Source organism: Nonomuraea salmonea (assembly GCF_042428605.1).
GTDB lineage: Bacteria > Actinomycetota > Actinomycetes > Streptosporangiales > Streptosporangiaceae > Nonomuraea > Nonomuraea salmonea.
In genome coordinates this window covers 124,461-147,202 of the sequence record NZ_JBHMCF010000041.1, presented here as the reverse complement: position 1 = coordinate 147,202, position 22,742 = coordinate 124,461, and the positions used below count along the sequence as shown (strand labels likewise).

Below are 22,742 nucleotides of genomic sequence, written 5' to 3'. Positions count from 1 at the left end.
CCGGATAGAGTCGGCGCCCGGCAATCAATGCGGCGTCACTCCGAGAATGGGTTTCCCCGTGTTTCCCACGCACATGCTGCTGCTGGATCTCGCGCTCGTCGTGGTGCTGGCGAAGGTCATGGGCGGGCTCGCCCGCCGGCTCGGCCAGCCCGCCGTCGTGGGCGAGATCGTGGCCGGTGTCCTGCTCGGCCCCACCTTGCTCAGCCCCGCCGTCACGGCCGTGATCTTCCCCGTCGAGGTGCGGCCGGTGCTGAGCGCGCTGGCCGGGGTCGGGGTGGCGCTGTTCATGTTCGTCGTCGGCACCGAGCTGGACGTGGGCGCGCTGCGGGGCGGCGGCCGGGTGACCGTGTGGACCTCGCTGTTCGCCACGGCGGTGCCGCTGGCGCTGGGCGCGCTGCTGGCCGCGACGCTGCTCGCGGGGCACCAGAGGGGGTCGGCCGCCGGGTTCGTGCTGTTCTTCGCGGTGGCGATGTCGGTGACCGCGTTCCCCGTCCTCGCGCGGATCATCGCCGACCGCGGGCTCACCGGCACCCGCATGGGCTCGACCGCGCTGACCTGCGCGGCCGTCTGCGACGTGCTGGCCTGGGCGCTGCTCGCGCTGGTGGTCGCGCTCGCCACCGGCGCCCGCCTGCAGTGGTGGCTGCTGCTGCTCGTGCCGTACGTCGTCGTGATGGTCACGCTCGTGCGCCCGCTGCTGCGCCGCGCGGCCCGGCTGCGCGGGAACGGCGAGGCGGGGGGCGGGCTCTTCTTCGCGGTCGTGCTGGCCGGGCTGCTGCTGTCGGCCGCCTTCACCGACTGGCTGGGGCTGCACTACATCTTCGGGGCGTTCCTCTTCGGCGTGCTGCTGTCCACGTCCGGCGGCGACGAGGTGCGCGCGTGCGTCATCCGGCGGGTCGAGCCGCTGTGCGGGACGCTGCTGCTGCCCGTCTACTTCGTGATGGCAGGGCTCACGATCGACCTGTCGGGGCTGAGCGCGGGCGAGTGGGGAGAGCTGGCCGTCATCCTGGTCACGGCGGTGACCGCCAAGTTCGCCGGCGCGTACGCGGGGGCCCGCATCGGCGGCCTGGACGCGCGCGGCGCGGTCACCCTGGGGGCGCTGCTGAACACGCGCGGGCTGACGGAGCTGGTCGTGCTCGGCGTCGGGCTGGAGCTCGGCGTGCTGGACGAACGCCTCTACGCGCTCATGGTGGTGATGGCCGTCGTCACCACCGCGCTCACCGGCCCTCTGCTGAACCGGCTGCACCCGGCCGAGCAGCGGGCGCCCGCGGCCGGGACCACCGCCGGGGCCGAAGAGGGGGCCGCCGCCGGCCGGGCGGGCTAACCGGCGGAGCCCGCGCTGATCAGCCCGCTCTCGTAGGCGACCACCACGGCCTGGGCGCGGTCGCGCAGGCCGAGCTTGGTGAAGATGCGCGCGACGTGGGTCTTCACCGTGGTCTCGCTCAGCGTCAGCGCCTCGGCCAGCTCCGCGTTGGACAGCCCGCGCCCCACCAGCGTCAGCACCTCCAGCTCGCGCGCGGTCAGCACGGCCAGGTCGGCGGGCACGCTCGTGGCCGTGGCACCCCCTGCCTGGTCCTGCGCGGCGAAGCGTTCGACGAGCCTGCGGGTGATCGACGGGGCCAGCAGGGCGTCGCCGGTGGTGACCAGCCGCACGGCGTTGGCCAGATGCTCGGGCGTGACGTCCTTCAGCAGGAAGCCGCTCGCGCCGAGTGCCAGCGCGGCGTAGACGTAGCGGTCGAGGTCGAACGTGGTCAGCATGAGCACCCGGCAGTCCGGGTCCTGCGCCAGCACCCGCCTGGCCGCCTCCAGCCCGTCGAGGTTCGGCATGCGGATGTCCATGAGCACGACGTCCGGCCGCAGCTCCCGCGCGGCCGTCACCGCCTCCACGCCGTCGGCAGCCTCCCCCACCACGTCGATGCCGCGGGTGGTGAGGATCAGCCGGAACCCGGTCCTGATGAGCGCCTGGTCGTCGACGATCAGCACGCGGGGCGAGGGCTCGGGGGTCATCGGCCGTCCTGTCGGAGTGCGGCGCCCGCACCGGGCGGGCCTTGCGGGTCGCCGGCCTGCGGCGCGTTCAGCGGGATGCGGGCGCGGATGCGGTAGCCGCCGCCGAGCCGGCGCCTGGCGTCGAGGTCGCCGCCGTAGACGGCGACCCGTTCGCGCAGCCCCAGCAGGCCGCGCCCGGCCCCGTCGTCGCCCTTGCGCTGCCGGTCCTGCGGGACGTCGCGGCCCCGCTCGGGCGGCTGGTCGGCGGTGAGCGCGCTGGGGCCGGTGTTGAGCACCTCCACGCGGATCTGGTTGTCGGCGTAGCGGATCGTCACCTCGGCCTTCGTGTCCGGCTCGGCGTGCTTGAGCGCGTTCGTCAGCGCCTCCTGGATGATCCGGTAGACGGTCGCGTCGATGCCCGGCGGCAGCGGCCTGGGCTCGCCCAGGATGCGCGTCTCGACGGTGAGCCCGGCGAAGGCGAAGCGGTCGATCAGCGGGTTGAGCCCGCTCAGGCTCGGCGACGGCACCAGCGCGTCCTCCATGGGGTCCTCGACGCCGTCGGGCGAGGGGGCGAGCAGGCCGAGCAGGTGGCGCAGCTCCGACATCGCCGACCGGCCGGCGTTCTCGACCGCCTTGAGCGCCTCCGCGCACGCCTCCGGCTGCAGGGTCATCACCTCGCGGGCCGCGCTGGCCTGGACGACCATGAGGCTGACGTTGTGGCTGACGATGTCGTGCAGCTCCCTGGCGATCCTCGCCCGCTCGGCGTCGACCGCCGCCCTCGCGGCCCGGTCGCTCTCCCGCTCAAGAAACCTGCCCTGCTCCTCGATGGCCGCGCGGTGCCGCCGCTGCGCTCGTACGAGGGCGACGCTCAGCGCCAGCGTCACTCCCAGCAGCACCACCACGACGACGACCAAGGCGTACGCCCAGACTCCGCCCACCGTTCCACCCTGGCAAACGACGTGGAGATCCGCACTACATCCACAGGATGACATCGGTGCGGATCTACATCCGGGGAAGGATGACCGGCCTCCCGCGCCGTTTGTAGCCTCCTTCTCATGACAACCGGAACCGAGATCGTCGTACAACTTGATCAGGTACGCAAGCAATACGGCGAGACGGTGGCGCTCGGCGGCGTCTCGCTGGAGATCCGCGCCGGCGAGGCGGTCGCGGTGATGGGGCCGTCCGGCTGCGGGAAGTCGACCCTGCTCAATCTCATCTCGGGGCTCGACCGGCCCACCGCAGGGCGCGTCGTCGTCCACGGCGAGGACCTGACCGGGATGAACGAGACGGGGCTCGCGCTGTTCAGGCGGCGCCGCATCGGCATGATCTTCCAGTTCTTCAACCTGCTCGACGACCTGTCCGCGCTGGACAACGTGGCGCTGGCCGCGCAGCTCACCGGCACGCCCGCCGCCCAGGCACGCAGGCGGGCCATGGAGCTGCTGGACGAGCTCGGCATCTCCGACCGCGCCCGCATGTACCCGGCGGTGCTGAGCGGCGGTGAGCGGCAGCGCGTCGCCGTCGCCCGCGCGCTGATGAACCGGCCCGCCGTGCTGCTGGCCGACGAGCCGACCGGCGCGCTCGACAGCCACTCCGGCGAGCAGGTCATGGACCTGCTGCTCGACCTGCACCAGATCGGGCAGACCCTGATGCTGGTCACCCACGACGAGCGGCTCGCCGAGCGGTGCGCCGGCCGGGTGATCGAGCTGGCCGACGGCCGAGTCACCGCGGAGCGCACGCTGGAGTGGACCCCATGAACGTGGTGATGCGCATCGCGCTGGCCGCGGTGCGGCGGCGCCGGCTGCAGAGCACGATCCTCGCCGTGGTGGTCCTGTGCTCCACGGTCGCGATCGTCGTGGCGCTCGGCCTGCTGGAGGCCTCGTCGGGGCCGTTCGACCGCACCTTCGCCGAGCAGCGCGGGCCCCACGTCGTGGTCACCTTCGACCGGGCCGAGGTCCCCGACGCGCGGCTCGCGGAGACGGCGTCCAAGCCGGGCGTCGAGGCGGCGGCGGGGCCGTACGGACAGAGCGTGCTCACCGTCGCCGACACCCGGCAGAGCCTGCCGTCGGGACCGCTCACGGTCGTCGGGCGGCCCGGCCCCGGCGGGCCGGTGGACCAGGTCGATCTGTGGGCGGGCCGCTGGGCCGCCAAGCCGGGCGAGATCGTGGTCAACCGGCCGGTCGAGCCGCTCTTCAGCGACATGGTCGGCGCCGCCGTCCAGACCAGGGAAGGGCTGAACTTCACCATCGTGGGCCTGGCCTCCAGCGTCACCAGGACGGCCGAGGCCTGGGTCACGCCCGCGCAGATGCAGGCGATGAAACCCACGACCGCCCAGATGCTCTACCGGTTCACCAAGGCCGAGACCGAGAACGACGTGCGCGCCGCCACCGCGAACGTCACCGCCGACCTGCCGCCGGCCGGCGTGCTCAACCAGCAGCCGTACCTCACCGTCAAGCAGGACGTCTCCAGGGCGGCCACCTCCTACCTGCCGTTCCTCGCCGGGTTCGGGCTGCTCGGGCTGCTGGTCGCGGTGCTCATCGTGGCCAACGTCATCAGCGGCGCCGTCGTCGCGGGGCAGCGGCACATCGGCGTGCTCAAGTCGCTCGGTTTCACCCCCAACCAGGTCATGGCGGTCTATCTGGCCATGGTCCTGCTGCCCGGGTTCGCCGGGTGCCTCGTCGGCACCGGGCTCGGCGCGCTGATCTCGCAGCCGCTGCTCGATCGCGTGTTCGCCGGCATCGGCGCGTCCATCGGCCTGGGCGTCAGCTGGTGGGTCTACCTCGCCGCGCTGCTCGGCGTGCCGGCCGTGGTCGTGCTGGCCGCGCTCATCCCGGCCTCGCGCGCGCACCGGCTGTCGGCCGCCGAGACCATCCGCTCCGGCAGCGCGCCCAGGGCGGGCCGCGGGCAGGCGATCCAGCGCGTGCTGTCCGGCACCCGGCTGCCCCGCAGCATGAGCCTCGGGCTGGGGATGCCGTTCGCCCGGCCGGGTCGCTCGGCGCTGACGCTCGCCGCCATCGTGCTCGGCGTGGCCGCGGTGACGCTCGCCACCGGCCTGTTCCAGACCATGACCGCGTACGGCGACACCGCGCAGCGCGTCGGCCACGTCCACTCCGTCGTCTATGTCGGACGCCCCGACCAGGTCAGGCCCAAGCTCGACGACGCCGCCATCGAGGCGCTGCTGCGCTCCCAGCCCGGCGTCCGCTACGTCACCGCCGACGCCTGGATCGACGTGCAGCTGCCCGGCCACACCAGCCGTAGCAAGGCGCAGTTCCTGCGCGGCGACGCCTCGACCCGCGGCGACGTGGTCGTGTCGGGCCGCTACTTCTCCGGCCCCAACGAGGTCGCGGCACCCTCGGCGTTCCTGAAACGCTTCGGGCTGCGCGTCGGCGACCGGCTCACGATCGCGCTCGGCGCCGCCCGCACCCAGGCCACGATCGTCGGCGAGGTCATGGACGCCTCCAACGACCTCATCATGGTGAGCTGGCCCACGCTGACCGCGATCGACCCCGGCGCCCGCGCCACCCAGTACGAGGTGCAGCTCACCCCCGGCACCGACGTCGACACCTTCAACGCCGCCGTCAAAGCCGCCGACCCCGGCCTCTATCCGCAGGCCAAGTCCCAGGTCGACCAGAACAGCGTGGCCATCATCGGCGCGGCCTCGCTCTTCACGCTGCTCCTCGGCACGGTCGCGACCCTGGGCGTCTTCAACACCGTCGTGCTCAACACCCGCGAGCGCCGCCGCGACCTCGCCATGCTGAAGTCCATCGGCATGACGCCGCGCCAGGTGACGCTGATGATGATCACGTCCATGGCGGCGCTGGGGGCCATCGGGGGCCTGGTCGGCATCCCGATCGGCATGGCCTCGCACCGGGTCATCGTGCAGGCCATGCTCGACGCCGTCGGGCTCAACGCGCCCGCGATCCTGCTCGACGTCTGGCAGGCCGCGGCCCTGGGTGCGCTGGTCGTGGCGGGCGTGGCCATCGCCATGCTGGGCGCGTTCCTGCCCGCCCGCTCGGCGGCCACCCTGACGATCGCGGAAGCGCTGCGTACCGAATGAGCGGACGGAGACGGGACTCCTGACCGATGGACACCCCCTACACGGCGGCGCAGTCACTGGCCCTCACCCTCCAGGAGGAACTGGTCGACGGCGTGCACGACTGCAGCCCTGACGCGCCGCGGACGGTGCTGACGATCACCGATCCGGCGAACGGCGAGACGTACCGGCTGGAGCTCGCCCCGGCGCACGTGGCGTATTTGGAGGACCTGCTGGCCTACGGCACGATCCCCTGAACACGTCCCCGCCGCGTGCGGCGGGGACGTGTTCAACTGCCGCCGTGGCGGCGGGCCTTCCCATGGCCGGTGCCGCGTTCAACTGCGGCTCGCCATGATCGTCCACGCGTTACTCTGCCTCCGGCTCAACGGAACGGAGACCGTGGATGCACAAGTTAGCCAGATCCCTGTCCTTGATCGGGGCCATCGTCGCGGCCACCCTCATCGCCACCGCAACGGCCGCGTCGGCCGCGCCCGCACGGGCCGACGGGCACCGCGTCACCGTCATGGTGCACGGGTTCGATCGCGAGGCGGACATCAGCTGCTCGGGCGCGTGGAACAGCGCCAGGAACCTGCTGAACGGCAACGGCTGGGGCGACGTCGTCACCTTCGGCTACTACAACAAGGCCACCAACTGCGACCTCAGGCTCAGAGGCACGACCGACACGCGCATCCAGGAGGTCGGCCGCCAGTTCGCGTGGACCGTCTACTACCTGTACTCCAGCAAGGACATCGCCATCGACGTGGTGACGCACTCCATGGGCGGCCTCGTCGCGAAGGCGGCCATCGAGGGCGTCAACAGGTACGGCGTGGGCAAGACGCCGCCCGACATCAGCGGGCTGACCGTCGATCCGGACGACATCGGCGCCACCGACTGGCCTCGTGACTGGCCGCCGTTCCTCTACATCGAGGACATGGTCACCTTCGCCACCCCGCACCAGGGCATCGGCAGCGCGCTGGTGACCGCGTGCGCCATCACCCACGAGCAGTGCAGCGACATGCGTCCCGGCAGCGGCTTCATCAGCTGGCTGGGCAAGCAGCCGCAGTCGCAGATGAGCACGGACTACACCTTCCTCGCCTCGCGGCATGACGACACCGTCAGCGTCGACTCGGCGACGAACAAGCGCACCGCCCACCACTGGGCCCTGTACGACGAGAACGCGAGCGGCGGCACGCTGAGCCACACCTCCATCCGCAACACCTCGACCGGCGACTGGCAGGTGGAGTACGGCGGGTCGGCGAGCGAGGAGGGCGAGAGCTCGACGTACGCGGCCCCGCTCGTCCGGATGATGGACGGCCTGTACGACCAGCAGGCGCAGTAGCCTCACGCCTCCGCCGGCAGGACCTCGCGCAGGAGCCGCCTGATCCTGTCGAGGTCCACGTCGGAGGCCAGCGTGGACTCGTCAGGCAGCTCGTCCACGAGGGGCTCCAGGCCGAACAGCAGGCGCGGCAGCGTCGGATGCAGGACGAGGCCGAACAACTCGTGTGAGATCGCCTCCGCCCGGCCGGGCGTCAGGTCCAGAGCGGTCGTCAGGTACGCCGCCAGGTCCGCGGCCGTGGTGCCGAAGAGGACGTCGTAGAGGCCGGCCGCCAGATCCGGGAGGCGGTCGGCCTCGGCGATGCCGAGCCTGATCATCCTGGCCGCCGCCGACCAGTGCAGGAGCTGGACGAACCGCCCGCAGTAGCGCACGGCCGCCTCGCGCGGGTCGTCGGAGTAGGTGGCGGGGGTGCGGATCCGGCCGCCGAACGAGCCGCGGATGTGCTCCACGACCGCGTGGAACAGCACGTCCTTGGTCGGGAAGTGCGCGTACAGGGACCGCTTGGACGTGCCCGCCCGCGCGGCGACGGCGTCCATCGAAGTCCGCTCGAAGCCGTCCTCCAGGAACGCGAACTTCGCCGTCTCCAGGATGTGCTCGCGCAACTCTTGCCCGCGTCGGGCCATGCCACCCTCACTAAAAAGTAAACGGTACAGTAGAGTTTACTTGGCTGGTCGAAACCACCGACCATGATGGTGACGACCGCTCCGACCAGGCAAATCGACACCAGACCCAGCCGCATGACCGCGCGACGAGGGCCTGAGATCGGGGACCATCCATGACACTCATCTGCATCGAGGAACACGCGGTCGATCCGGTGATCGCCGCGGCGGCGGGCCCGGCCATCGCCCGCGAGACGCCGTACATGCGTCTGCAGAGCCGCAGCGACTCGCCCGTGCGTCCCGGCCCAGGACGCCGGCCCGCCGTGGACATCGACGAGGCGTTCGAGCTCGGGGCCGACCTCGGCGAAGGACGCGTCAGACTGATGGACGAGCACGGCATCGACCTGCAGATCGTCTCCTGGACCAACCCGGTGCAGCTCGTGCCGGGCGACCGGGGGCTCGCCCTGTGCCGGGCGGCCAACGACCGGCTGGCGAAGGCGGCCGCCGCCCGTCCCGACCGGATCCAGGGGTTCGCGGCGCTGCCGTGGCAGGACCCGGCCGCCGCCGTGGACGAGCTGGACCGCGCCGTGACCGGCCTCGGACTGCGCGGCGTCCTCATCATGGGACGCCCAGGCGCCCGGTTCCTCGACGATCCGGCGTACCTGCCAGCCCTGGAGCGGATCGCCGCACTGGGGGTGCCGCTCTACCTGCACCCGTACGCGCCGGTGCCGCAGGTCCAGCAGGCCTACTACGCCGGGTTCGGCGACAAGGTGACCACCGAGTTCTCGCTGGCCGGCTGGGGCTGGCACCACGAGGCGGGGATCCACGTGCTGCGGCTCGTCCTCGCCGGCGTCTTCGACCGCCTCCCCGGCCTCCAGGTCGTCAGCGGCCACTGGGGCGAGATGGTGCCCTTCTACCTCAGCCGCCTGGACGACGTGCTCTCCCCCGGCGACACCGGCCTGTCGCGGACGATCACCGAGACCTACCGCTCGCACGTCTGGGTCACCCCGAGCGGCATGTACCAGCGGCCCCAGTTCGACTTCGTCCGCGCCGTGGTGGGGCTGGACCGGGTGATCTGGTCGGTCGACTACCCCTTCCTGCGGCTCGACGGCACGCGTGAGTTCATCGACGGGCTCGGCCTCACCCCCGATGAGCGGGAGCAGATCACCCACCGCAACGCCGAGCGTCTGTTCGGCCTGAACGGCGCGTAGCCGAGCATCAGCGCAACCGGGCCGCCAGCCCGTCGAGGACGACGCCGAGCTGCCGTTCGAAGCGCTGGTCACCGTCGTCGCGCAGATGCCCGGCGGCCTTGACCAGGTCGGCGCCCTCCCCCAGCCACTCGTCGCGCCCCTCCAGCGAGTAGCGCTCGGGGTCGTCGTCGCGTGGCCGGTTGCGCTCCTGCTCCTCGATCACGAAGCCGACCACGAACGCGGTGATCAGATCGATCGCGTCGTCCGCCTCGGCCAGCGAGAACCCCGCCCCGGTCAGGCTCTCCAGCCACGGATCCTTCGCCGTGACCACCGAGGGATCGGAGAAGCGGGTGCCGCTGAAGATGCGCGCGCCGTCGCGGTGCTTGAGGTATTCGGAGCGCAGGACGCGCGCGTACGCGGCCATCGCGTCCCGCCAGCCCGCGCCGGGATCGATCTCCGAGAGCGCCTGGATCACCCGGCGCATGACGAACGTGCTCATCTCGTCGAGCAGCTCCTGCTTGTTGCGGACGTGCCAGTAGAGCGCGGGTGCCCCCACGCCGAGCCTGGACGCCAGCGCACGGACTGTCAGCGCGTCCATGCCCTTGTCATTGAGCAGGTCGAGGGCCGCCGCCACGATCCGCTCCCGAGTGATGCCCTTCGCCACGGTTGACACCTTAACAAAGTTCAGGCACCGTTGACGGCGTCCAGAATTGAACTTAGTTCAGGAGGCGCTGTCATGCGTGCTGCCGTTGTCACCTCTCCCGACGCCACCCCCGTGTGCGCGGACTTCCCCGAGCCGCAGCCCCAGCCGGGCCGGGCGCCCGTCCGGCTCGTGGGCGCCGGCCTGCACCACGTCGTCCGCGGCATGGCCACCGGCCGCCACTACCGCAGCGGCGACGCCTTCCCCCTCGTCCCCGGCGTGGACGCGGTCGCCAGGACCGAGGACGGGCGGCTGGTCTACACGGGCCTGCCTCGCGGCCCCTGGGGCACGATGGCCGAGTCGATGGTCACCCCGTTCGAGGTGGAGGTGCCGGAAGGGGCCGACCCGCTCGCCGTCGCCGCCGGCATGAACCCCGCGTCGGCCGGCTGGATGCCGCTGGCCGCCCACCGCGAGGAGACCGGCGGGCTCGGCACCGTGCTGGTGCTCGGGGCCACCGGCATGTCGGGCGGCCTCGCCGTACGGGCGGCGGTGGCGCTCGGCGCCAAGCAGGTCATCGCGGCCGGCCGCGACCGCGCGGCGCTGGAGCCGCTGGCCGGCGTAGGCGCGCTCACCGTCCCGCTCACCCAGGACGGAGCCCTGGACGCGCTCGCCCCCGTGCTCGCCGAGACGCAGCCCACGCTGATCCTCGACTTCGTGTGGGGCTGGGTGGCCGAGGCCGCCTTCGGCGCTCTGGCCGGTTTCCGCCCCGACGAGGACGGCGAGACGACCTCATACGTGCAGATCGGCTCGCTCGCCGGGAACGACACGGCGCTGCCCGCGGCGCTGCTGCGCAGCCGGCGGTTCCGGGTCACCGGCAGCGGGCTCGGCTCGGTCTCCAAGGCCGACATGATCACCGAGTTCCCCCAGATGATCACCCGGTTCGCGGACGGCACCTTCGACGCGCCGTACACCGCCTACCCGCTCAGCCGCGTCGGCGAGGCGTGGGCGCACCAGGGCCGCACCCGCGCCGTCGTCGTCCCCGGCTGAGGCCGCACGGAAAGGGAGATCCAACATGGCGAGACGCGCGTTGGTGGCCGGGCTCGGCATCGCCGGCATGGCGGCGGCGATCGGGCTGCGGCAGGCCGGCTGGCAGCCGGTCATCGTCGAACGGGCTCCGGAACGCCGCCGGGGCGGCTACTTCGTCGGCCTCATGCCGGAGGGCCGGCAGGCGGCCACGGACCTCGGCATCCGCGACCACCTGCACACCCGCAACCCGCCGGGCGGCGGCAAGGCGTGGTCGCTGACCCGGCGCGGCGACCTCGAACCCGGCCTCGGCTTCCTGCACCAGCCGGGCGACCCGGCGGCGGTGGTCCGCGGGGACATCGAGGCCGCGCTCTGGCAGGGCGTGCAGGGGGACGTTCCCGTGCGGTTCGGCACGAGGCCGCTGACCATCGACGACACCGGCGCCGAGGTGCGCGTGCTCCTGGAGGACACCGCGACGGGCGAGGTGCGCCGGGAGAGCTTCGACCTGGTGGTCGGCGCGGACGGGCTGCGCTCGGAGGTGCGCCGCATGGTCTTCGGGCCGCACGAGGACCACATGGTCGGGTGGAACGCCATGATCTGCGCGTTCCAGCTCAAGGAGCAGGTGCCGTCGTTCGAGGAGGCCGACAGCATCACGGTCGCCCGTGCGGGCCGGGCCGCGTGGGTGTTCGGGTTCGCCGACCGGCCGCCGACCGTGCTGCTGACGTACCGGACCTCGGACGTCGACGCCGAGTTCGCCGGGTCCAGGGTCGAGCGGCTGCGGGAGGTGTTCGCCGACATGGACGACCCCGTGGTGCGGCACGCCCTGGACGCCCTGGAGGAGACGCCCGACTTCCTGTTCGACTCGGTGCACCAGGTGAAGATGCCCCGGTGGAGCAGCGGGCGGGTGATGCTGACCGGCGATGCCGCGTGGTGCCTGAACCTCTACTCGGGCATGGGGGCCACGTACGCGCTGCGGGGCGGGGCCGAGCTCGGCCGGGCGTTGCGGGAGCACCCTGACTCCCTCGACGCCGCGCTGACCGCCTGGGAGTCGGAGCTGCGGCCGTCCGTCGTCCGGCATCAGCACCTCGCCCGGGTGAAGGGGCAGTTGTTCGTGCCGTCGAACGTGCCCATCGAGGTCGTCCGCTCGGTGGCGGTGCGGCTGGCCTGCGCCATGCGCGAGCGCAGGCTCGCCAAGGCACGGGCGAAGGAGGCACGGGCGGCATGACGGCCGTGATCGCACGCCTGCCCCATCCGGGCGCGCGACGGCTCGGCTGACCCCCCTCGGGCTCGCCGGTGCAGCCCCTTCGGCGCCATCGGCGAGCCGGCCGCCCTCCCGACACCAGGAGCTTCTTCGATGCCCTTCAAAGACGCGGCCATCGCCTGGCGGCCCGCGCTGCTCGCCCGCGCGTTCCAGGCCGGCTTCCCGATCCTGAGCCGGGTGCTGCTGGAGTCGCCGAAGCTGCGCTTCGCCACGAAACCGCTCACCGTGCCGGCCAGGATCACGATCCCGACCCGGCACGGCGACGTCGGCGCCCTGCTGTACCGGCCGATCTCCGCCGACATCGAGGCGCAGCGGACGGCCGGGCGGCGGCCGCCCGTCCACCTGCTCCTGCACGGCGGCGCGTTCATGGCCCGCCGTCCCGAGCAGGCGGACAACGTCGCCAGGTACCTGGCGAGCGAGGTGGGCTGCTACGTCGTCCTGCCCGACTACGACGTGGCTCCGCAGGTCCGCTTCCCGGTCGCCGAGCAGCAGTGTTACGACGTCTATGCGTGGATCCTCGGCCAGGCGGGCGTGTGGGGCTGGGACGAGAGCCGGGTCTCGGCCGGCGGGGCGGGCGCGGGCGCGAAGCTCGCGCTGAGCGTGATCGTCCAGGCGTTGCAGGACGGCAGGCCCGCGCCGGTGGCGGCGAGCCTGGAGTACGGGGTGTCGGACTTCACGCTGCCCGACGAGAGCCGTACGTCGCCGCTGCGGTTCCCGATGATCGGCGCCTGGATACCGCGGATGGTCCGCGCGACCTACCTCGCGGGCGCCGACCTGGCCGATCCCGTCGTGTCGCCGGCCGCGTACCCGAGGCTCGGGGATTTTCCGCCGCTGCTCGTCCTCACCGGCGGCCTGGACGCCCTCAGGCATGACATGCGCGCGTTCGCCGAGCGGGCGCGGGCGCGGGGCGCGAAGGTCGAGCACCGCGAGTTCGCCCGCTCCGATCACGGGTTCACCCACGTCAGGCCGGTGGAGACCGCGCGTGCGGCCATCACGATGATCGGCCGGCACCTGCGTGCCGCCTACGACGCGCCCGAGCGCCACTTCCTCCTCGAACGCCCCCGCGAACCAGGCCCGGCTTGAGCTTCTGCGCCGGGCGTGCGTAGAATCAGGGCAGTCGTACAGGACGACTGCCCTGATTCGGAGGTGCCATGAGATCACCGGCGGCTGAGCGCGGGCGCGCCGTACGGGAACGCCTGCTGAACGCGGCGGCCGAGCTCATCCCCGAACGCGGCTGGACGGCGGTCAGCACCCGGACACTCGCCGAGCGCGCCGGGGTGACGCCCAGCGTGGTGCACTACCACTTCCCCTCGCTGGCGAGCCTGCTGAACGAGGCCGCGATCAGCAGGATGAGCGCCATGCTCGCCGAGATGGACGGGCTGCTGGCGAGCACCCCCGAGCCCGGCGCCGCGATCGGGACGATGCTCGCCTCGATCGACGCCTACACCGGCACCGACCCCACCTCGCTGCTGTTCGTCGAGGCCTACCTGGCGAGCACCCGCGACGACGAGCTGCGTGAGCGGATCGCCGCGCTGATCACCGGGTTCCGTCAGCGGTTCGGCGCGGCGCTGGAGCGGCACGGGGTGCCCGCCCCTTACGCGACCGCCGCCGTGCTCGCGGCCTGCGTGGACGGCCTGCTGCTGCACCGCGGCCTCGGCCTGACCGCCGACGACACCTCGGCGGTGCTGCGCAGGCTGCTCACCGACCCTGCCAAGGAGGAATGACCGTGCGCACAGTGATTTGCGGAGCCGGCATCAGCGGGCTGGCCCTGGCCCATCGGCTCGCGGCCGAGGGCGGCGAGGTGGTGCTGGTCGAACGGGCTCCCGGGCGCCGCCCCCAGGGGTACATGATCGACTTCTTCGGTCCCGGGCTGGAGGCGGTCGAGGCCATGGGGCTGCTGCCCGCGTTCGAGCGGGCGGCGTACCACTATGAGGAAGGGCATCTCGTCGGCGCGGACGGCCGGCCAAGGGCCACGGTCCTGACGAAGAGCTTCGCGCGCGGCCGGCTGATGAGCATGATGCGCCCCGACATCGAGGCCGTCCTGGCCGAGCACCTTCCCGCCGAGGTCGAGCTGCACTACGACACCGCGCTGACCGGCGTGACCGAGCGCCCCGACGGCGTTTCCGCGACGCTCGCGGACGGCACCGTCCTCGACGCCGACCTGCTGGTGGGCGCCGACGGGATCCACTCGACCGTGCGCCGGCTGGTGTTCGGGCCCGAGGAGCGCTACCTGCGCCACCTGGGGCTGCACACGGCGGCGTTCACCTTCGACGCGCCTGACGTGCACGCCGCCACCGAGCACGCGTTCCGCCTCACCGACTCGGTCGACCGGCAGATGGGCTTCTACGCACTGCGCGACGGCCGCGTCGCCGCGTTCACCGTGCACCGCAGCGCCGACCCCGCGCTGCCCGGCGACCCTCGGGCGGAGATCAGGCGGGCCTACGCCGGCCTCGGCTGGGTGACGCCGCGCGCCCTCGAACAGTGCCCGCCGGCCGAGGAGATCTACTACGACCAGGTCGCGCAGATCGAGCTGCCGCGGTGGAGCTCGGGCCGGGTCGTCCTGCTCGGGGACGCCGCGTACGCGGTGTCGCTGATCGCCGGGCAGGGCGCGTCGCTGGGGATCGCGGGGGCGTACCTGCTGGCCGACCGGCTCGTGCGCGTGCCGTCGATCGAGGCGGCCTTCGCCGATTTCGAGCGGCTGTGGCGGCCGGTCGTCGCCGAACGGCAGCGCAACGCCCGCTCGCTGGCCCGCTGGTTCCTGCCCGCCACCCCGGCCGACCTGCGGATCCGGCGCCTCATGCTGAGGCTGAGCCGGGTGCCCTTCGTGATGGACCGCCTGGCCACCCTCCTCACGGGCAAGGACGTCACGCTCGCCGACGTCCTGCGCCGCGCCGGTGATCGCCCGCTCGGCCCGGTGAGCGGTAGCGTGCCTTTGACGCCCGCGTGAGGCCGGAGGGATGCCCGCATGACCACGCAGCGACGCACGCAGGACGACGTGCTCGGCTACTTCGACACGCTGTCGAACTGGGGGCGCTGGGGCGAGGACGACCAGCTCGGCACGCTCAACCACATCACCGACGAGGTCCGCCTGGCGGCGGCGCGGGCCGTGCGGCACGGCAGGAGCGTGTCGTGCGCGTGGGAGGTCGCCGCGCCCGGTGACATGGAGCGCTCGACGATGGCCTGCCCGTGCGCGGCCGAGATGCCGGGCGCCGCGAACATGCCGTCGCCGACGTTCGCCAACGACCGGCGCTGGGGCTTCTCGACCGAGCGGCTCGGCCTCACCTTCCACGGCAACACCGTCACCCACCTCGACGCGCCGTGCCACATCTTCTGGGACGGCAAGCTCTACAACGGGCGGTCGCACGAGCTGGTCGACGCCGCCACGGGGTCGGGGTGGGGCACGGTCACGGCCGCCGCGAACGGCATCGTCACCCGCGGCGTCCTGCTCGACGTCGCGGCCGTCCGCGAGGTGCCGTGGCTGGAGCCGGGCCAGGGCGTCTTCCCCGAAGACCTGGAGGCGGCAGAACGCCGCCAGGACGTCCGGGTACGCCCAGGAGACGCCGTGCTCCTGCGCACCGGCCAGGGCCGGGCCCGCCACGAAGGCGCGTCGGACAACGGCTGGACGCAGGCCGGCTGGCACGCCTCCTGCCTGCCGTGGCTCCACGAGCGCGGCGTCGCCCTGATCGGCGCCGACACGCCGCAGGAGGTCCAGCCGTCGGGCTACGACGACGTGCTGATGCCCGTCCACGCGGTGGCCCTCGTCGCGATGGGCCTGTGGCTCCTGGACAACTGCGACCTGGAGGCGTGCGCGGCCACGGCCGCCGAGCTGGGCCAGTGGGACTTCCACCTCGCCCTCACCCCTCTCCGCCTCGCCGGCACCTCCGGCAGCCCCGTCAACCCGATCGCCACCTTCTGATTCGCTTTGTTCGGATCAACCCGAACAAAGCGATAGCATCGGGGCATGAGCGTCGATGAGTTCGTGGAGGACGCCGGCCTCTTCTACGAGCGGCTCGGGCTGAGCCGCACGTCCGGCCGGGTCATGGGCCTGCTGCTGACCACCGACTCGGGCGGCGCCGACGCGCCGGAGCTGGCCGAGGCGCTGGGCGTGGCCAAGAGCAGCATGAGCGTGGCCCTGCGGCAGCTGGAGCAGGCGGGGCTGATCGAGCGGTTCAGGGTCAGGGGCGAGCGGCGCGACCGCCACCGCCTGGCGGAGGACGTCTTCGCCCGCGCCTTCCGCGCGAAGCTGGCCGAGTTCGACGGCTTCCGCGCCCTGGCCGAGCAGGGGTTGCGCGCGGTGGGCGACGACCCGGTCCGGCGGCGGCGGCTGGAGCTCATGCGCGACATGTACGCGTTCATGATGGACCGCTTCCCCCGGCTGCTCGACGAGTGGGACGAGCTCAAGGACCGCCGATGAGACCCTTACTCATCACCGTGGGCAGCCGTGGCGACGTGCAGCCGTACCTCGCGCTGGCCCTCGGGCTGCGGGCCGCCGGGCACCGGCCGCTGCTGGCGGCGCCGCGCCGTTTCGCGCCGCTCGCCGCCGCCCATGGCGTGGAGTTCGCGCCGCTGAACGACGAGATGCTGGGGTTGCAGGACACCGTCCGCGGGCAGGGCGTGCGCGCCGCCATCACCGCCGCCCGCTCGGTCAAGCCGATGCTGCGCCGGATGCTCGACGACCAGGCGGCGCTCACCGCCGAGCCGGCCGACGTCGTGATATATCACCCGAAATCGCTCGGCGGCCCCTCGATCGCCGAGAAGCTCGGCGTCCCGGCCCTGGCCGGCCTGCTGGTGCCGCTCTACCTGCCCACCGCCGCCTTCCCCTCGCCGATCCTCCCCTTCCGGGTGCCACGCGGCCTCAACCGGGCGAGCTGGCGGATCTCGGGGGCCGTCGAGGCGCCGTACCGGCGCACCGTACGCGGCTGGCGGGCGGACAAGCTCGGCCTGCGCGGCACGCCCAGGCCGGTGACGGCACTGGTCGAGGCGGGCGACGTCCTGCACGCGTGGAGCCCGCACCTGCTGCCCGCCCCCGCCGACTGGCCCGCCGCCGCCCGGCCGACCGGCTTCTGGTCCCTGCCCACCGGCGACTGGACGCCGCCCGAGCGGCTGGCCCGCTTCCTCGACGACGGCGACCCGCCCGTCTACGTCGGCTTCGGCAGCTCCGCCGGCGGCGACCCCGGCACGCTGACGGCCACGGTGCTGGAGGCCGTACGGCTGACCGGGCGCCGCGCCGTCCTGTCCACCGGCTGGGGCGCGCTGCGCCCCGAGGGCGAGCCGGACGGCGTCCTGGTGATCGAGGAGGCGCCGCACGAGTGGTTGTTCCCGCGCGTGGCGGTCGCCGTCCACCACGGCGGCATCGGCACGGTGGCCGCCGCCCTGCGCGCCGGAGTCCCCCAGGTGGTGCGCCCGTTCCTGGGCGACCAGCCGTTCTGGGCCGGCCACCTGCACCGGCTCGGCGTCGCACCCGCCCCCGTGACCGGCCGCCTCACCCCCGACCTCCTGGCCACCGCGATCGAGGCGGCGATCCCGCTGGCCCCGGCCGCCGTCGGGCTGGCCGCCCGCGTGACCGCCGAGGACGGCGTCGCGACGGCCATCGCCCGCATCACCTCATGAGGCCGGCTCGTCGCGTCGTTCCTTCGAGCCGCGGATCCGCCGGGCGACGCCGTACCAGGCGGGCAGCTCGCGCTCGTCGTCGAACCAGCGGGCGACCACGATGTCGGTCGAGGAGTGCAGCAGGATCGAGGCCACGATGGTCACCGCCACGATCTGGAACACCTGCTGGGCGGCGCCGATCCCGGAGGCCAGGACGAGCAGGCCGTAGACGACCGAGGCGAAGCCCTTCGGGCCGAACCAGGCCACCGCGGCCTGCTCGCGCATCGACAGGCCGGCGCGCAGGAACGACACCCAGATGGCGATGGGCCTGGCCAGCACCAGCGCGCCCAGCGCGAACAGCCAGCCCTGCCAGCCCACGGCGAGCAGGGAGGGCGTGATGAGGGCGCCGAACACCAGCAGCGCCGCGAGCTTGAACAGCTCGGCGATCAGCTCGCCGAAATGCTCGAACGACTCGCGCTGCCGCGGCCCGAAGGTGGCCACGGTGATGCCGGCGGAGAAGGCGGCCAGGAACAGGTTGCCGTGCGTGGCCTTGCCGATGGCGAGCACGAGCAGGCCGATGGCCAGGGCGTTGAGCGGCTCGTACTGGGTGGAGGCGGCGAACCAGCGGGTCTGCTCCAGCTTGATGGCCAGCCACGGCACGGCCACGCCGATCAGCACGCCGAGGCCGAGCTCCAGACCGAGCTCCCCCAGGTGCAGGTCGTGCGAGCCGGCGGCGATGGCCAGGAACACCAGCACGAACGGCAGCGCGAGCCCGTCGTTGACACCCGACTCGACGTTGAGCAGCTGCCGCAGCCGGGGCGGCACCTTCTCGTTGCCGACCAGCGCGGCGGCGAAGACCGGGTCGGTGGGCGCCAGGATCGCCCCGACCAGCAGCGCCTCGATCCAGCCCAGCCCGAGCAGGTAGTGCGCGCCGACCGCGGTGATGACCAGCGTGAGCGGCAGCCCCCAGCCCAGGGCACGGCCGGGCAGCCGCCACGCGCTGCGCAGATCCTGCCAGCCCACGCGCATGCCGTCGGTGAAGAGCACCGCGAACAGCGCCAGCTCGGCCAGCGTGGCCACCAGCGGGTCGGCCGCCGTCAGCGAGACCACGCCCAGGGCCCCGTCGCCGAGGACGAACCCGGCGACCAGGAACAGCGCCGCCGTGGACAGGATGGTGCGGTGGGCGAGGCTGGACAGCAGCACGGCCAGCAGGAGCAGGAGAGCGAACGCTGTCAGGAGCATGGGGGGCGGAGACCTCCGGTCGACATCCGAAGCTGGAGATTTTCGCCGACCAGACTTCCCGGCACACCGGGACCTACCGTAACAGCACCCGATTCGCCGGTGTTCACCCGATCAGGTCACGCCGCCGCAGCGCCGCCAGGCCCACGCTCAGCAGAGCCGCGGCGACGCCGCTCAGCGCGGCCATGGTGACCGGCCCCGGGTCGGCGAGCGCCGAGTAGTGCACGTGCGCGAACGGGGACAGCCGGAAGACGCCGTCGCCGAGCACGCCGATCTCCCAGCCGAACTCCAGGAGCACGACCAGCGCGAAGGCCGCCCACGCGGCGACGGCTCCGGCCCGGCCGAGCAGCCCGTAAGCGGCGGTCGCGAGACCGGTGAGCACCCAGACGGCGGGCAGCAGCGCCATGGTCATGCCGAGCATGCCGGGCACGTCACCGGCCCCGATCCCGCACAGCACGCCGACGACAGCCAGCAGCGGCGCGGGCACGGCCAGGGCGATCACCACGTGTCCCGAGGCCCACCGCAGCCGCCCGGTCGGCCCCGCCAGCAGGGCTTCGGCGCTGCCGTCCGCCTCCTCCCGCCACAGCCTGGACAGCATCAGCAGGGAGCAGAGCGCGACGGTGTAGGCGCCGAAGACGTAGATCACCAGCCCGTAGAAGACCTCCGCGGCGCCGGCGGCGCCCATCCTGGACGCCCACACCGCCAGGCCGGGGCTCCGGCCGAACCGCTCGATCGCCTCCTGCCCGCCGAACCCCAGCACCAGCCCGAACAGCACGGCGGCGGCGAGCCAGGCGACCACCCCCGCGCGCTGCATCCGCCAGGCCAGGGCCGGCGGGGTGCGCAGCCAGGCCGCCGCCGTCGCCGGGCCCGCGCGATCGGGCAGCAGCCCGGCGCCGAGATCACGGCGTTCCGCCAGCCGGTACGCCAGCGCCACCAGCCCGGCGGCGACCAGGGCGGCCGCGGCGAACACCCACCAGCGTTCGCCGGCGTACGGTCGTGCCCGCAGCAGCCAGCCGGTCGGCACCAGCCAGCCGAGCCACGCGGCGCCCGTCAGCTCGCTGACCCCGCGGACCAGGTACAGCGCGAAGAACAGGGTGAGCGTGCCCACCGCGGCCGGCCGGGCGCCGCGCGTCAGCTGCACGGCGACGGCGGCCATGCCCGTGGCCAGGGCGCCGCCGCAGCCCGCGACCAGGCCCCAGGCCAGCGAGCCGGCCGCCGGCACGCCCGCCGCCGTCAGCAGCGCGGCCATCAGGACGGCGAGGACGGCGTTCGCGGCCAGAACGACGGTCAGCGCGGCGGTGAGCGGCGCGTGCCGGCCGACCGGCGCGGCTCCGAGGAGTTCGCGCCGCCCGGCCTGTTCGTCGGAGCGGGTGTGGCGGACCAGGAACAGCACGCTGCCGAGCGCCGCGAAGATCATCGTGGCGGCGGCGCGCTGCTGGGCGGCGATGGCGCCGACGCTCAGCTCGTAGGCGGGGCCCTGCATGAGCAGCACGGCGGGGTTGGCGGCGATCTGCTCGGCGTACTGGCGGCGCGATTCCAGGGTCGGCAGCAGGGTCTCGATGGTGGCGACGGTCGCGTACGCGAAGCCGGCGACCATGAGCAGCCACAGCGGCAGCCAGACGCGGTCGCGACGCAGGATCAGCCGGATCAGCGCGGTCGTCCCGGCCATGTCAGCCCGCCCTGCCGGAGAGCGGCGCCTGGTAGTGGCGCAGGAACAGCTCCTCCAGGGTGGGCGGCCCGGCGGTCAGCTCGCGGACGCCGAGTGCCGCCAGCCGGGCCAGCACTCCGGGCAGCTCGCCGGTGTCCACCTGGCAGCGCACCTGTCCGTCCGCGTCCACGGCCAGGTCGTGCACGCCGGGCAGCGCCGCCAGCCCGCCGGGCGGGCCGGGCAGCCGGGCGGTGATCGCGGTGCGGGTCAGCCGGCGCAGGTCGGCGAGCGTGCCGGTCTCGACCGTGCGTCCGGCGCGGATGATCGTCACCCGGTCGCACAACGACTCGACCTCGGCCAGGAGGTGGCTGGACAGCAGGATCGTCCTGCCGCGCGCTCGCTCGTCCGCCACGCAGTCGCGGAAGACGGCCTCCATCAGCGGGTCCAGGCCGGAGGTCGGTTCGTCGAGCAGCAGCAGCTCGGCGTCGCAGGCGAAGGCGGCGATCAGCGCCACCTTCTGCCGGTTGCCCTTGGAGTAGGCGCGGGTCTTCTTGCCCGGGTCAAGCTCGAAGCGCTCGATCAGCTCCGCCCGGCGGGCCGGGTCGACGCCGCCGCGCAGCCTGGCCAGCACGTCGATGACCTCTCCCCCGGTCAGGCCCGGCCACAGCCGCACGTCGCCGGGCACGTAGCAGAGCCGGCGATGCAGCTCGACGGTCTGCCGCCACGGGTCGCCGCCCAGCAGCCGGACGTGGCCGGCGTCGGCGCGCAGCAGGCCGAGCAGGATGCGCAGCGTGCTGGTCTTGCCCGCGCCGTTGGGGCCGAGGAAGGCGTGCACCTCTCCTTGGCGGACGGACAGCTCCAGGCCGTCCAGGGCCCGGGTCCTGCCGTACGTCTTGACCAGGCCGGTGATCTCGATCGGGTCAGTCATCGTCGTGCTCCCCGGTGATCCGGCGGCCGGCCGGCGAGCGGACGAAGTCGCCCATGGCGGCGTACACGTCGGCCATGGCGGCGCCGATGGCGGTGGCGTGCTCGCCCGACAGCACGTTCACGCCCATCCTGCGGCCGAGGTGGCCGTGCAGGACGATCGTGCCCGCATGCATCGCGCTCATCACGGCGGCCGCGTCGCGGGCCTTGGCCGAGCCCGCGGGGAAGCGGTCGGGCCAGGTGCCGGTCAGGAACTCCTCGGTCACCCGGACCGCGCCCTCGAAGAAGGCGTCGGCGGCGGGGCTGCCGTCCACCAGGGCGCGGGCGAGGTAGCGGGCCATCGGCTCGCTGCCGTCGTACAGGGCGGCCAGTCCGCCCGGGTCCGGCTTGGCGACCTCGTCCTTCGAGCGTCCGACGAGCCGGTCGAGGACGTACGCGTCGCAGGCGTCGCGCAGCCCGTCCTTCGTGCCGTAGTGGTGCTGCACCAGCCCCACGGACACGCCCGCTGCCGCGGCGATGTCCTGCAGCCGGGCGGCCTTGACGCCGCGCTCGGCGAACTGGGCCAGCGCGGCGTCCCTGATCCTGGCGCGCGCCGTCAGGTCGTCGAGCGGTCTCTCGCTGCTGTCCTTCATGCCGCGACCATATACAGATATGGTTTCCCATATCTAGATACCGGCCGAGTTTTTCGCCGCTGATCGAATTCACCACGCCGGACCGCTCCTTGTTGGTACGTTCGTGGTCGGTGTGCCGGGAAGTCTGGTCGGCGATGCCGTAACCGTCGATCATGAGAGGCCCCCTCGCATGCGCGCCCGCGATCTCACCGCGCCCTTCCCCACCGTCACGCTCGACGCCTCCGTGCACGAGGCCGCGAAGCTGCTGGCCGAGCAGAAGCTGCCCGGCCTCATCGTGCTCGACCAGCGAGGCCGGCCACTGAGCATCCTTCCGGGCACCCAGGTGCTGCGGCTCGCGGTGCCCGCGTACTGCCAGGACGACCCGGCGCTGGCGCGAGTGGTGGACGAGGCGCACGCCGACCGCTTCCTGCGCTCCCTGACCGGCCGCACGGTCCGCGACGCCCTTCCCGAGCAGCCGCGCGAGCTGCCGATCACCGACCCGGGCGCGACCGTGCTGGAGATGGCGGCGCTGATGGCCCGTACGCACAGCCCGCTGGTGGCGGTGGTGGAGGACGGGCGGCTGATCGGCGCGGTGACGCTGCAGGCGCTCATGGACTGGGCGGTCGCGGACTGACGGTTCTCTGACGCGGAGGGCCATGGACAGCGGCG

The 22,742-nt window shown here is 73.1% G+C and carries 23 protein-coding genes; 15 read left to right on the top strand and 8 right to left on the bottom strand.

All coding sequences use genetic code 11. From position 1 onward, the window contains the following. Positions 1-58 precede the first annotated feature (58 nt). Positions 59-1,321, top strand: coding sequence for a cation:proton antiporter (locus tag ACFFR3_RS38105; RefSeq protein WP_364382169.1), 1,263 nt, complete (start codon positions 59-61; stop codon positions 1,319-1,321). Here the strand turns inward: ACFFR3_RS38105 and ACFFR3_RS38100 are convergent. Further along, the gene (locus tag ACFFR3_RS38100) at positions 1,318-2,004 is read right to left on the bottom strand and encodes a response regulator (protein WP_345385091.1); all 687 of its coding nucleotides are present in this window, start codon (positions 2,002-2,004) and stop codon (positions 1,318-1,320) included. The two genes, ACFFR3_RS38105 and ACFFR3_RS38100, sit on opposite strands and share 4 nt — an antisense overlap. Further along, positions 2,001-2,921, bottom strand: a complete 921-nt coding sequence (locus ACFFR3_RS38095) for a sensor histidine kinase (RefSeq protein ID WP_345385092.1) — start codon at positions 2,919-2,921, stop codon at positions 2,001-2,003. Before ACFFR3_RS38095 ends, ACFFR3_RS38100 begins: the two co-directional genes overlap by 4 nt. A 117-nt stretch (positions 2,922-3,038) precedes the next feature. On the opposite strand from ACFFR3_RS38095, the gene ACFFR3_RS38090 reads away from it, so the two are divergent. The 4 genes from ACFFR3_RS38090 (at position 3,039) to ACFFR3_RS38075 (ending at position 7,352) form a co-directional block, all read left to right on the top strand. Beyond that, positions 3,039-3,737, top strand: coding sequence for an ABC transporter ATP-binding protein (locus tag ACFFR3_RS38090; RefSeq protein ID WP_345385093.1), 699 nt, complete (start codon positions 3,039-3,041; stop codon positions 3,735-3,737). After that, positions 3,734-6,037, top strand: a complete 2,304-nt coding sequence (locus ACFFR3_RS38085) for an ABC transporter permease (protein WP_379484704.1) — start codon at positions 3,734-3,736, stop codon at positions 6,035-6,037. Before ACFFR3_RS38090 ends, ACFFR3_RS38085 begins: the two co-directional genes overlap by 4 nt. Before the next feature lie 26 nt (positions 6,038-6,063). After that, the gene (locus tag ACFFR3_RS38080; RefSeq protein WP_345385097.1) at positions 6,064-6,270 is read left to right on the top strand and encodes a hypothetical protein; all 207 of its coding nucleotides are present in this window, start codon (positions 6,064-6,066) and stop codon (positions 6,268-6,270) included. A 146-nt stretch (positions 6,271-6,416) separates the two neighbouring features. After that, positions 6,417-7,352 carry an esterase/lipase family protein gene (locus tag ACFFR3_RS38075; RefSeq protein WP_345385098.1) on the top strand — a complete coding sequence of 312 codons (936 nt, stop codon included), beginning with the start codon at positions 6,417-6,419 and terminating at the stop codon, positions 7,350-7,352. Between the two features lie 2 nt (positions 7,353-7,354). Here the strand turns inward: ACFFR3_RS38075 and ACFFR3_RS38070 are convergent, their stop codons facing one another. Continuing rightward, a complete protein-coding gene (locus tag ACFFR3_RS38070) occupies positions 7,355-7,972 on the bottom strand; it encodes a TetR/AcrR family transcriptional regulator (RefSeq protein ID WP_364382158.1) in 618 nt (205 codons plus the stop codon). Positions 7,973-8,124: 152 nt separating this feature from the next. On the opposite strand from ACFFR3_RS38070, the gene ACFFR3_RS38065 reads away from it, so the two are divergent. Further along, positions 8,125-9,159, top strand: a complete 1,035-nt coding sequence (locus tag ACFFR3_RS38065; protein WP_345385100.1) for an amidohydrolase family protein — start codon at positions 8,125-8,127, stop codon at positions 9,157-9,159. Positions 9,160-9,166: 7 nt separating this feature from the next. Here the strand turns inward: ACFFR3_RS38065 and ACFFR3_RS38060 are convergent, their stop codons facing one another. Beyond that, positions 9,167-9,802, bottom strand: a complete 636-nt coding sequence (locus tag ACFFR3_RS38060; protein ID WP_364382152.1) for a TetR/AcrR family transcriptional regulator C-terminal domain-containing protein — start codon at positions 9,800-9,802, stop codon at positions 9,167-9,169. Positions 9,803-9,874: 72 nt separating this feature from the next. Between ACFFR3_RS38060 and ACFFR3_RS38055 the strand changes: the two genes are divergently transcribed. The 8 genes from ACFFR3_RS38055 to ACFFR3_RS38020 all read left to right on the top strand — a co-directional run bounded on the left by ACFFR3_RS38055 (position 9,875) and on the right by ACFFR3_RS38020 (position 17,672). Further along, positions 9,875-10,825: a hypothetical protein gene (locus tag ACFFR3_RS38055; protein WP_379484703.1), complete on the top strand. Its 951-nt coding sequence runs from the start codon at positions 9,875-9,877 to the stop codon at positions 10,823-10,825. Positions 10,826-10,850: 25 nt separating this feature from the next. Further along, complete coding sequence (locus ACFFR3_RS38050; RefSeq protein WP_379484702.1) at positions 10,851-12,026, top strand: FAD-dependent monooxygenase; 1,176 nt, start codon at positions 10,851-10,853, stop codon at positions 12,024-12,026. Positions 12,027-12,155: 129 nt separating this feature from the next. Further along, entirely contained in the window at positions 12,156-13,145 is a 990-nt protein-coding gene (locus tag ACFFR3_RS38045; RefSeq protein WP_379484701.1) for an alpha/beta hydrolase fold domain-containing protein, read from the top strand. 68 nt (positions 13,146-13,213) lie between these two features. Then, entirely contained in the window at positions 13,214-13,786 is a 573-nt protein-coding gene (locus ACFFR3_RS38040; protein ID WP_345385108.1) for a TetR/AcrR family transcriptional regulator, read from the top strand. Next, entirely contained in the window at positions 13,783-15,009 is a 1,227-nt protein-coding gene (locus ACFFR3_RS38035) for an FAD-dependent monooxygenase (RefSeq protein WP_379484700.1), read from the top strand. The genes ACFFR3_RS38040 and ACFFR3_RS38035 overlap by 4 nt, the downstream gene beginning before the upstream one ends. A gap of 18 nt (positions 15,010-15,027) precedes the next feature. Then, the gene (locus ACFFR3_RS38030; RefSeq protein ID WP_345385111.1) at positions 15,028-15,978 is read left to right on the top strand and encodes a cyclase family protein; all 951 of its coding nucleotides are present in this window, start codon (positions 15,028-15,030) and stop codon (positions 15,976-15,978) included. A gap of 45 nt (positions 15,979-16,023) precedes the next feature. Next, complete coding sequence (locus ACFFR3_RS38025) at positions 16,024-16,476, top strand: GbsR/MarR family transcriptional regulator (RefSeq protein ID WP_345385112.1); 453 nt, start codon at positions 16,024-16,026, stop codon at positions 16,474-16,476. Then, entirely contained in the window at positions 16,473-17,672 is a 1,200-nt protein-coding gene (locus ACFFR3_RS38020) for a glycosyltransferase (protein WP_379484699.1), read from the top strand. The genes ACFFR3_RS38025 and ACFFR3_RS38020 overlap by 4 nt, the downstream gene beginning before the upstream one ends. On the opposite strand, the gene ACFFR3_RS38015 is transcribed toward ACFFR3_RS38020, so the two are convergent. The 4 genes from ACFFR3_RS38015 to ACFFR3_RS38000 all read right to left on the bottom strand — a co-directional run bounded on the left by ACFFR3_RS38015 (position 17,667) and on the right by ACFFR3_RS38000 (position 22,094). Continuing rightward, positions 17,667-18,893, bottom strand: a complete 1,227-nt coding sequence (locus ACFFR3_RS38015) for a cation:proton antiporter (protein ID WP_345385115.1) — start codon at positions 18,891-18,893, stop codon at positions 17,667-17,669. The two genes, ACFFR3_RS38020 and ACFFR3_RS38015, sit on opposite strands and share 6 nt — an antisense overlap. Positions 18,894-18,996: 103 nt before the next feature. Next, positions 18,997-20,559 (bottom strand): ABC transporter permease, encoded by a 1,563-nt coding sequence (locus tag ACFFR3_RS38010; RefSeq protein WP_379484698.1) that lies wholly within the window; start codon positions 20,557-20,559, stop codon positions 18,997-18,999. Position 20,560: 1 nt separating this feature from the next. Continuing rightward, positions 20,561-21,466 (bottom strand): ABC transporter ATP-binding protein, encoded by a 906-nt coding sequence (locus ACFFR3_RS38005; RefSeq protein ID WP_345385118.1) that lies wholly within the window; start codon positions 21,464-21,466, stop codon positions 20,561-20,563. After that, positions 21,459-22,094, bottom strand: a complete 636-nt coding sequence (locus ACFFR3_RS38000; protein WP_345385119.1) for a TetR/AcrR family transcriptional regulator — start codon at positions 22,092-22,094, stop codon at positions 21,459-21,461. The genes ACFFR3_RS38005 and ACFFR3_RS38000 overlap by 8 nt, the downstream gene beginning before the upstream one ends. A 169-nt stretch (positions 22,095-22,263) precedes the next feature. Between ACFFR3_RS38000 and ACFFR3_RS37995 the strand changes: the two genes are divergently transcribed. Then, positions 22,264-22,707 (top strand): CBS domain-containing protein, encoded by a 444-nt coding sequence (locus ACFFR3_RS37995; RefSeq protein WP_345385121.1) that lies wholly within the window; start codon positions 22,264-22,266, stop codon positions 22,705-22,707. The last annotated feature ends 35 nt before the right edge of the window (positions 22,708-22,742 follow it).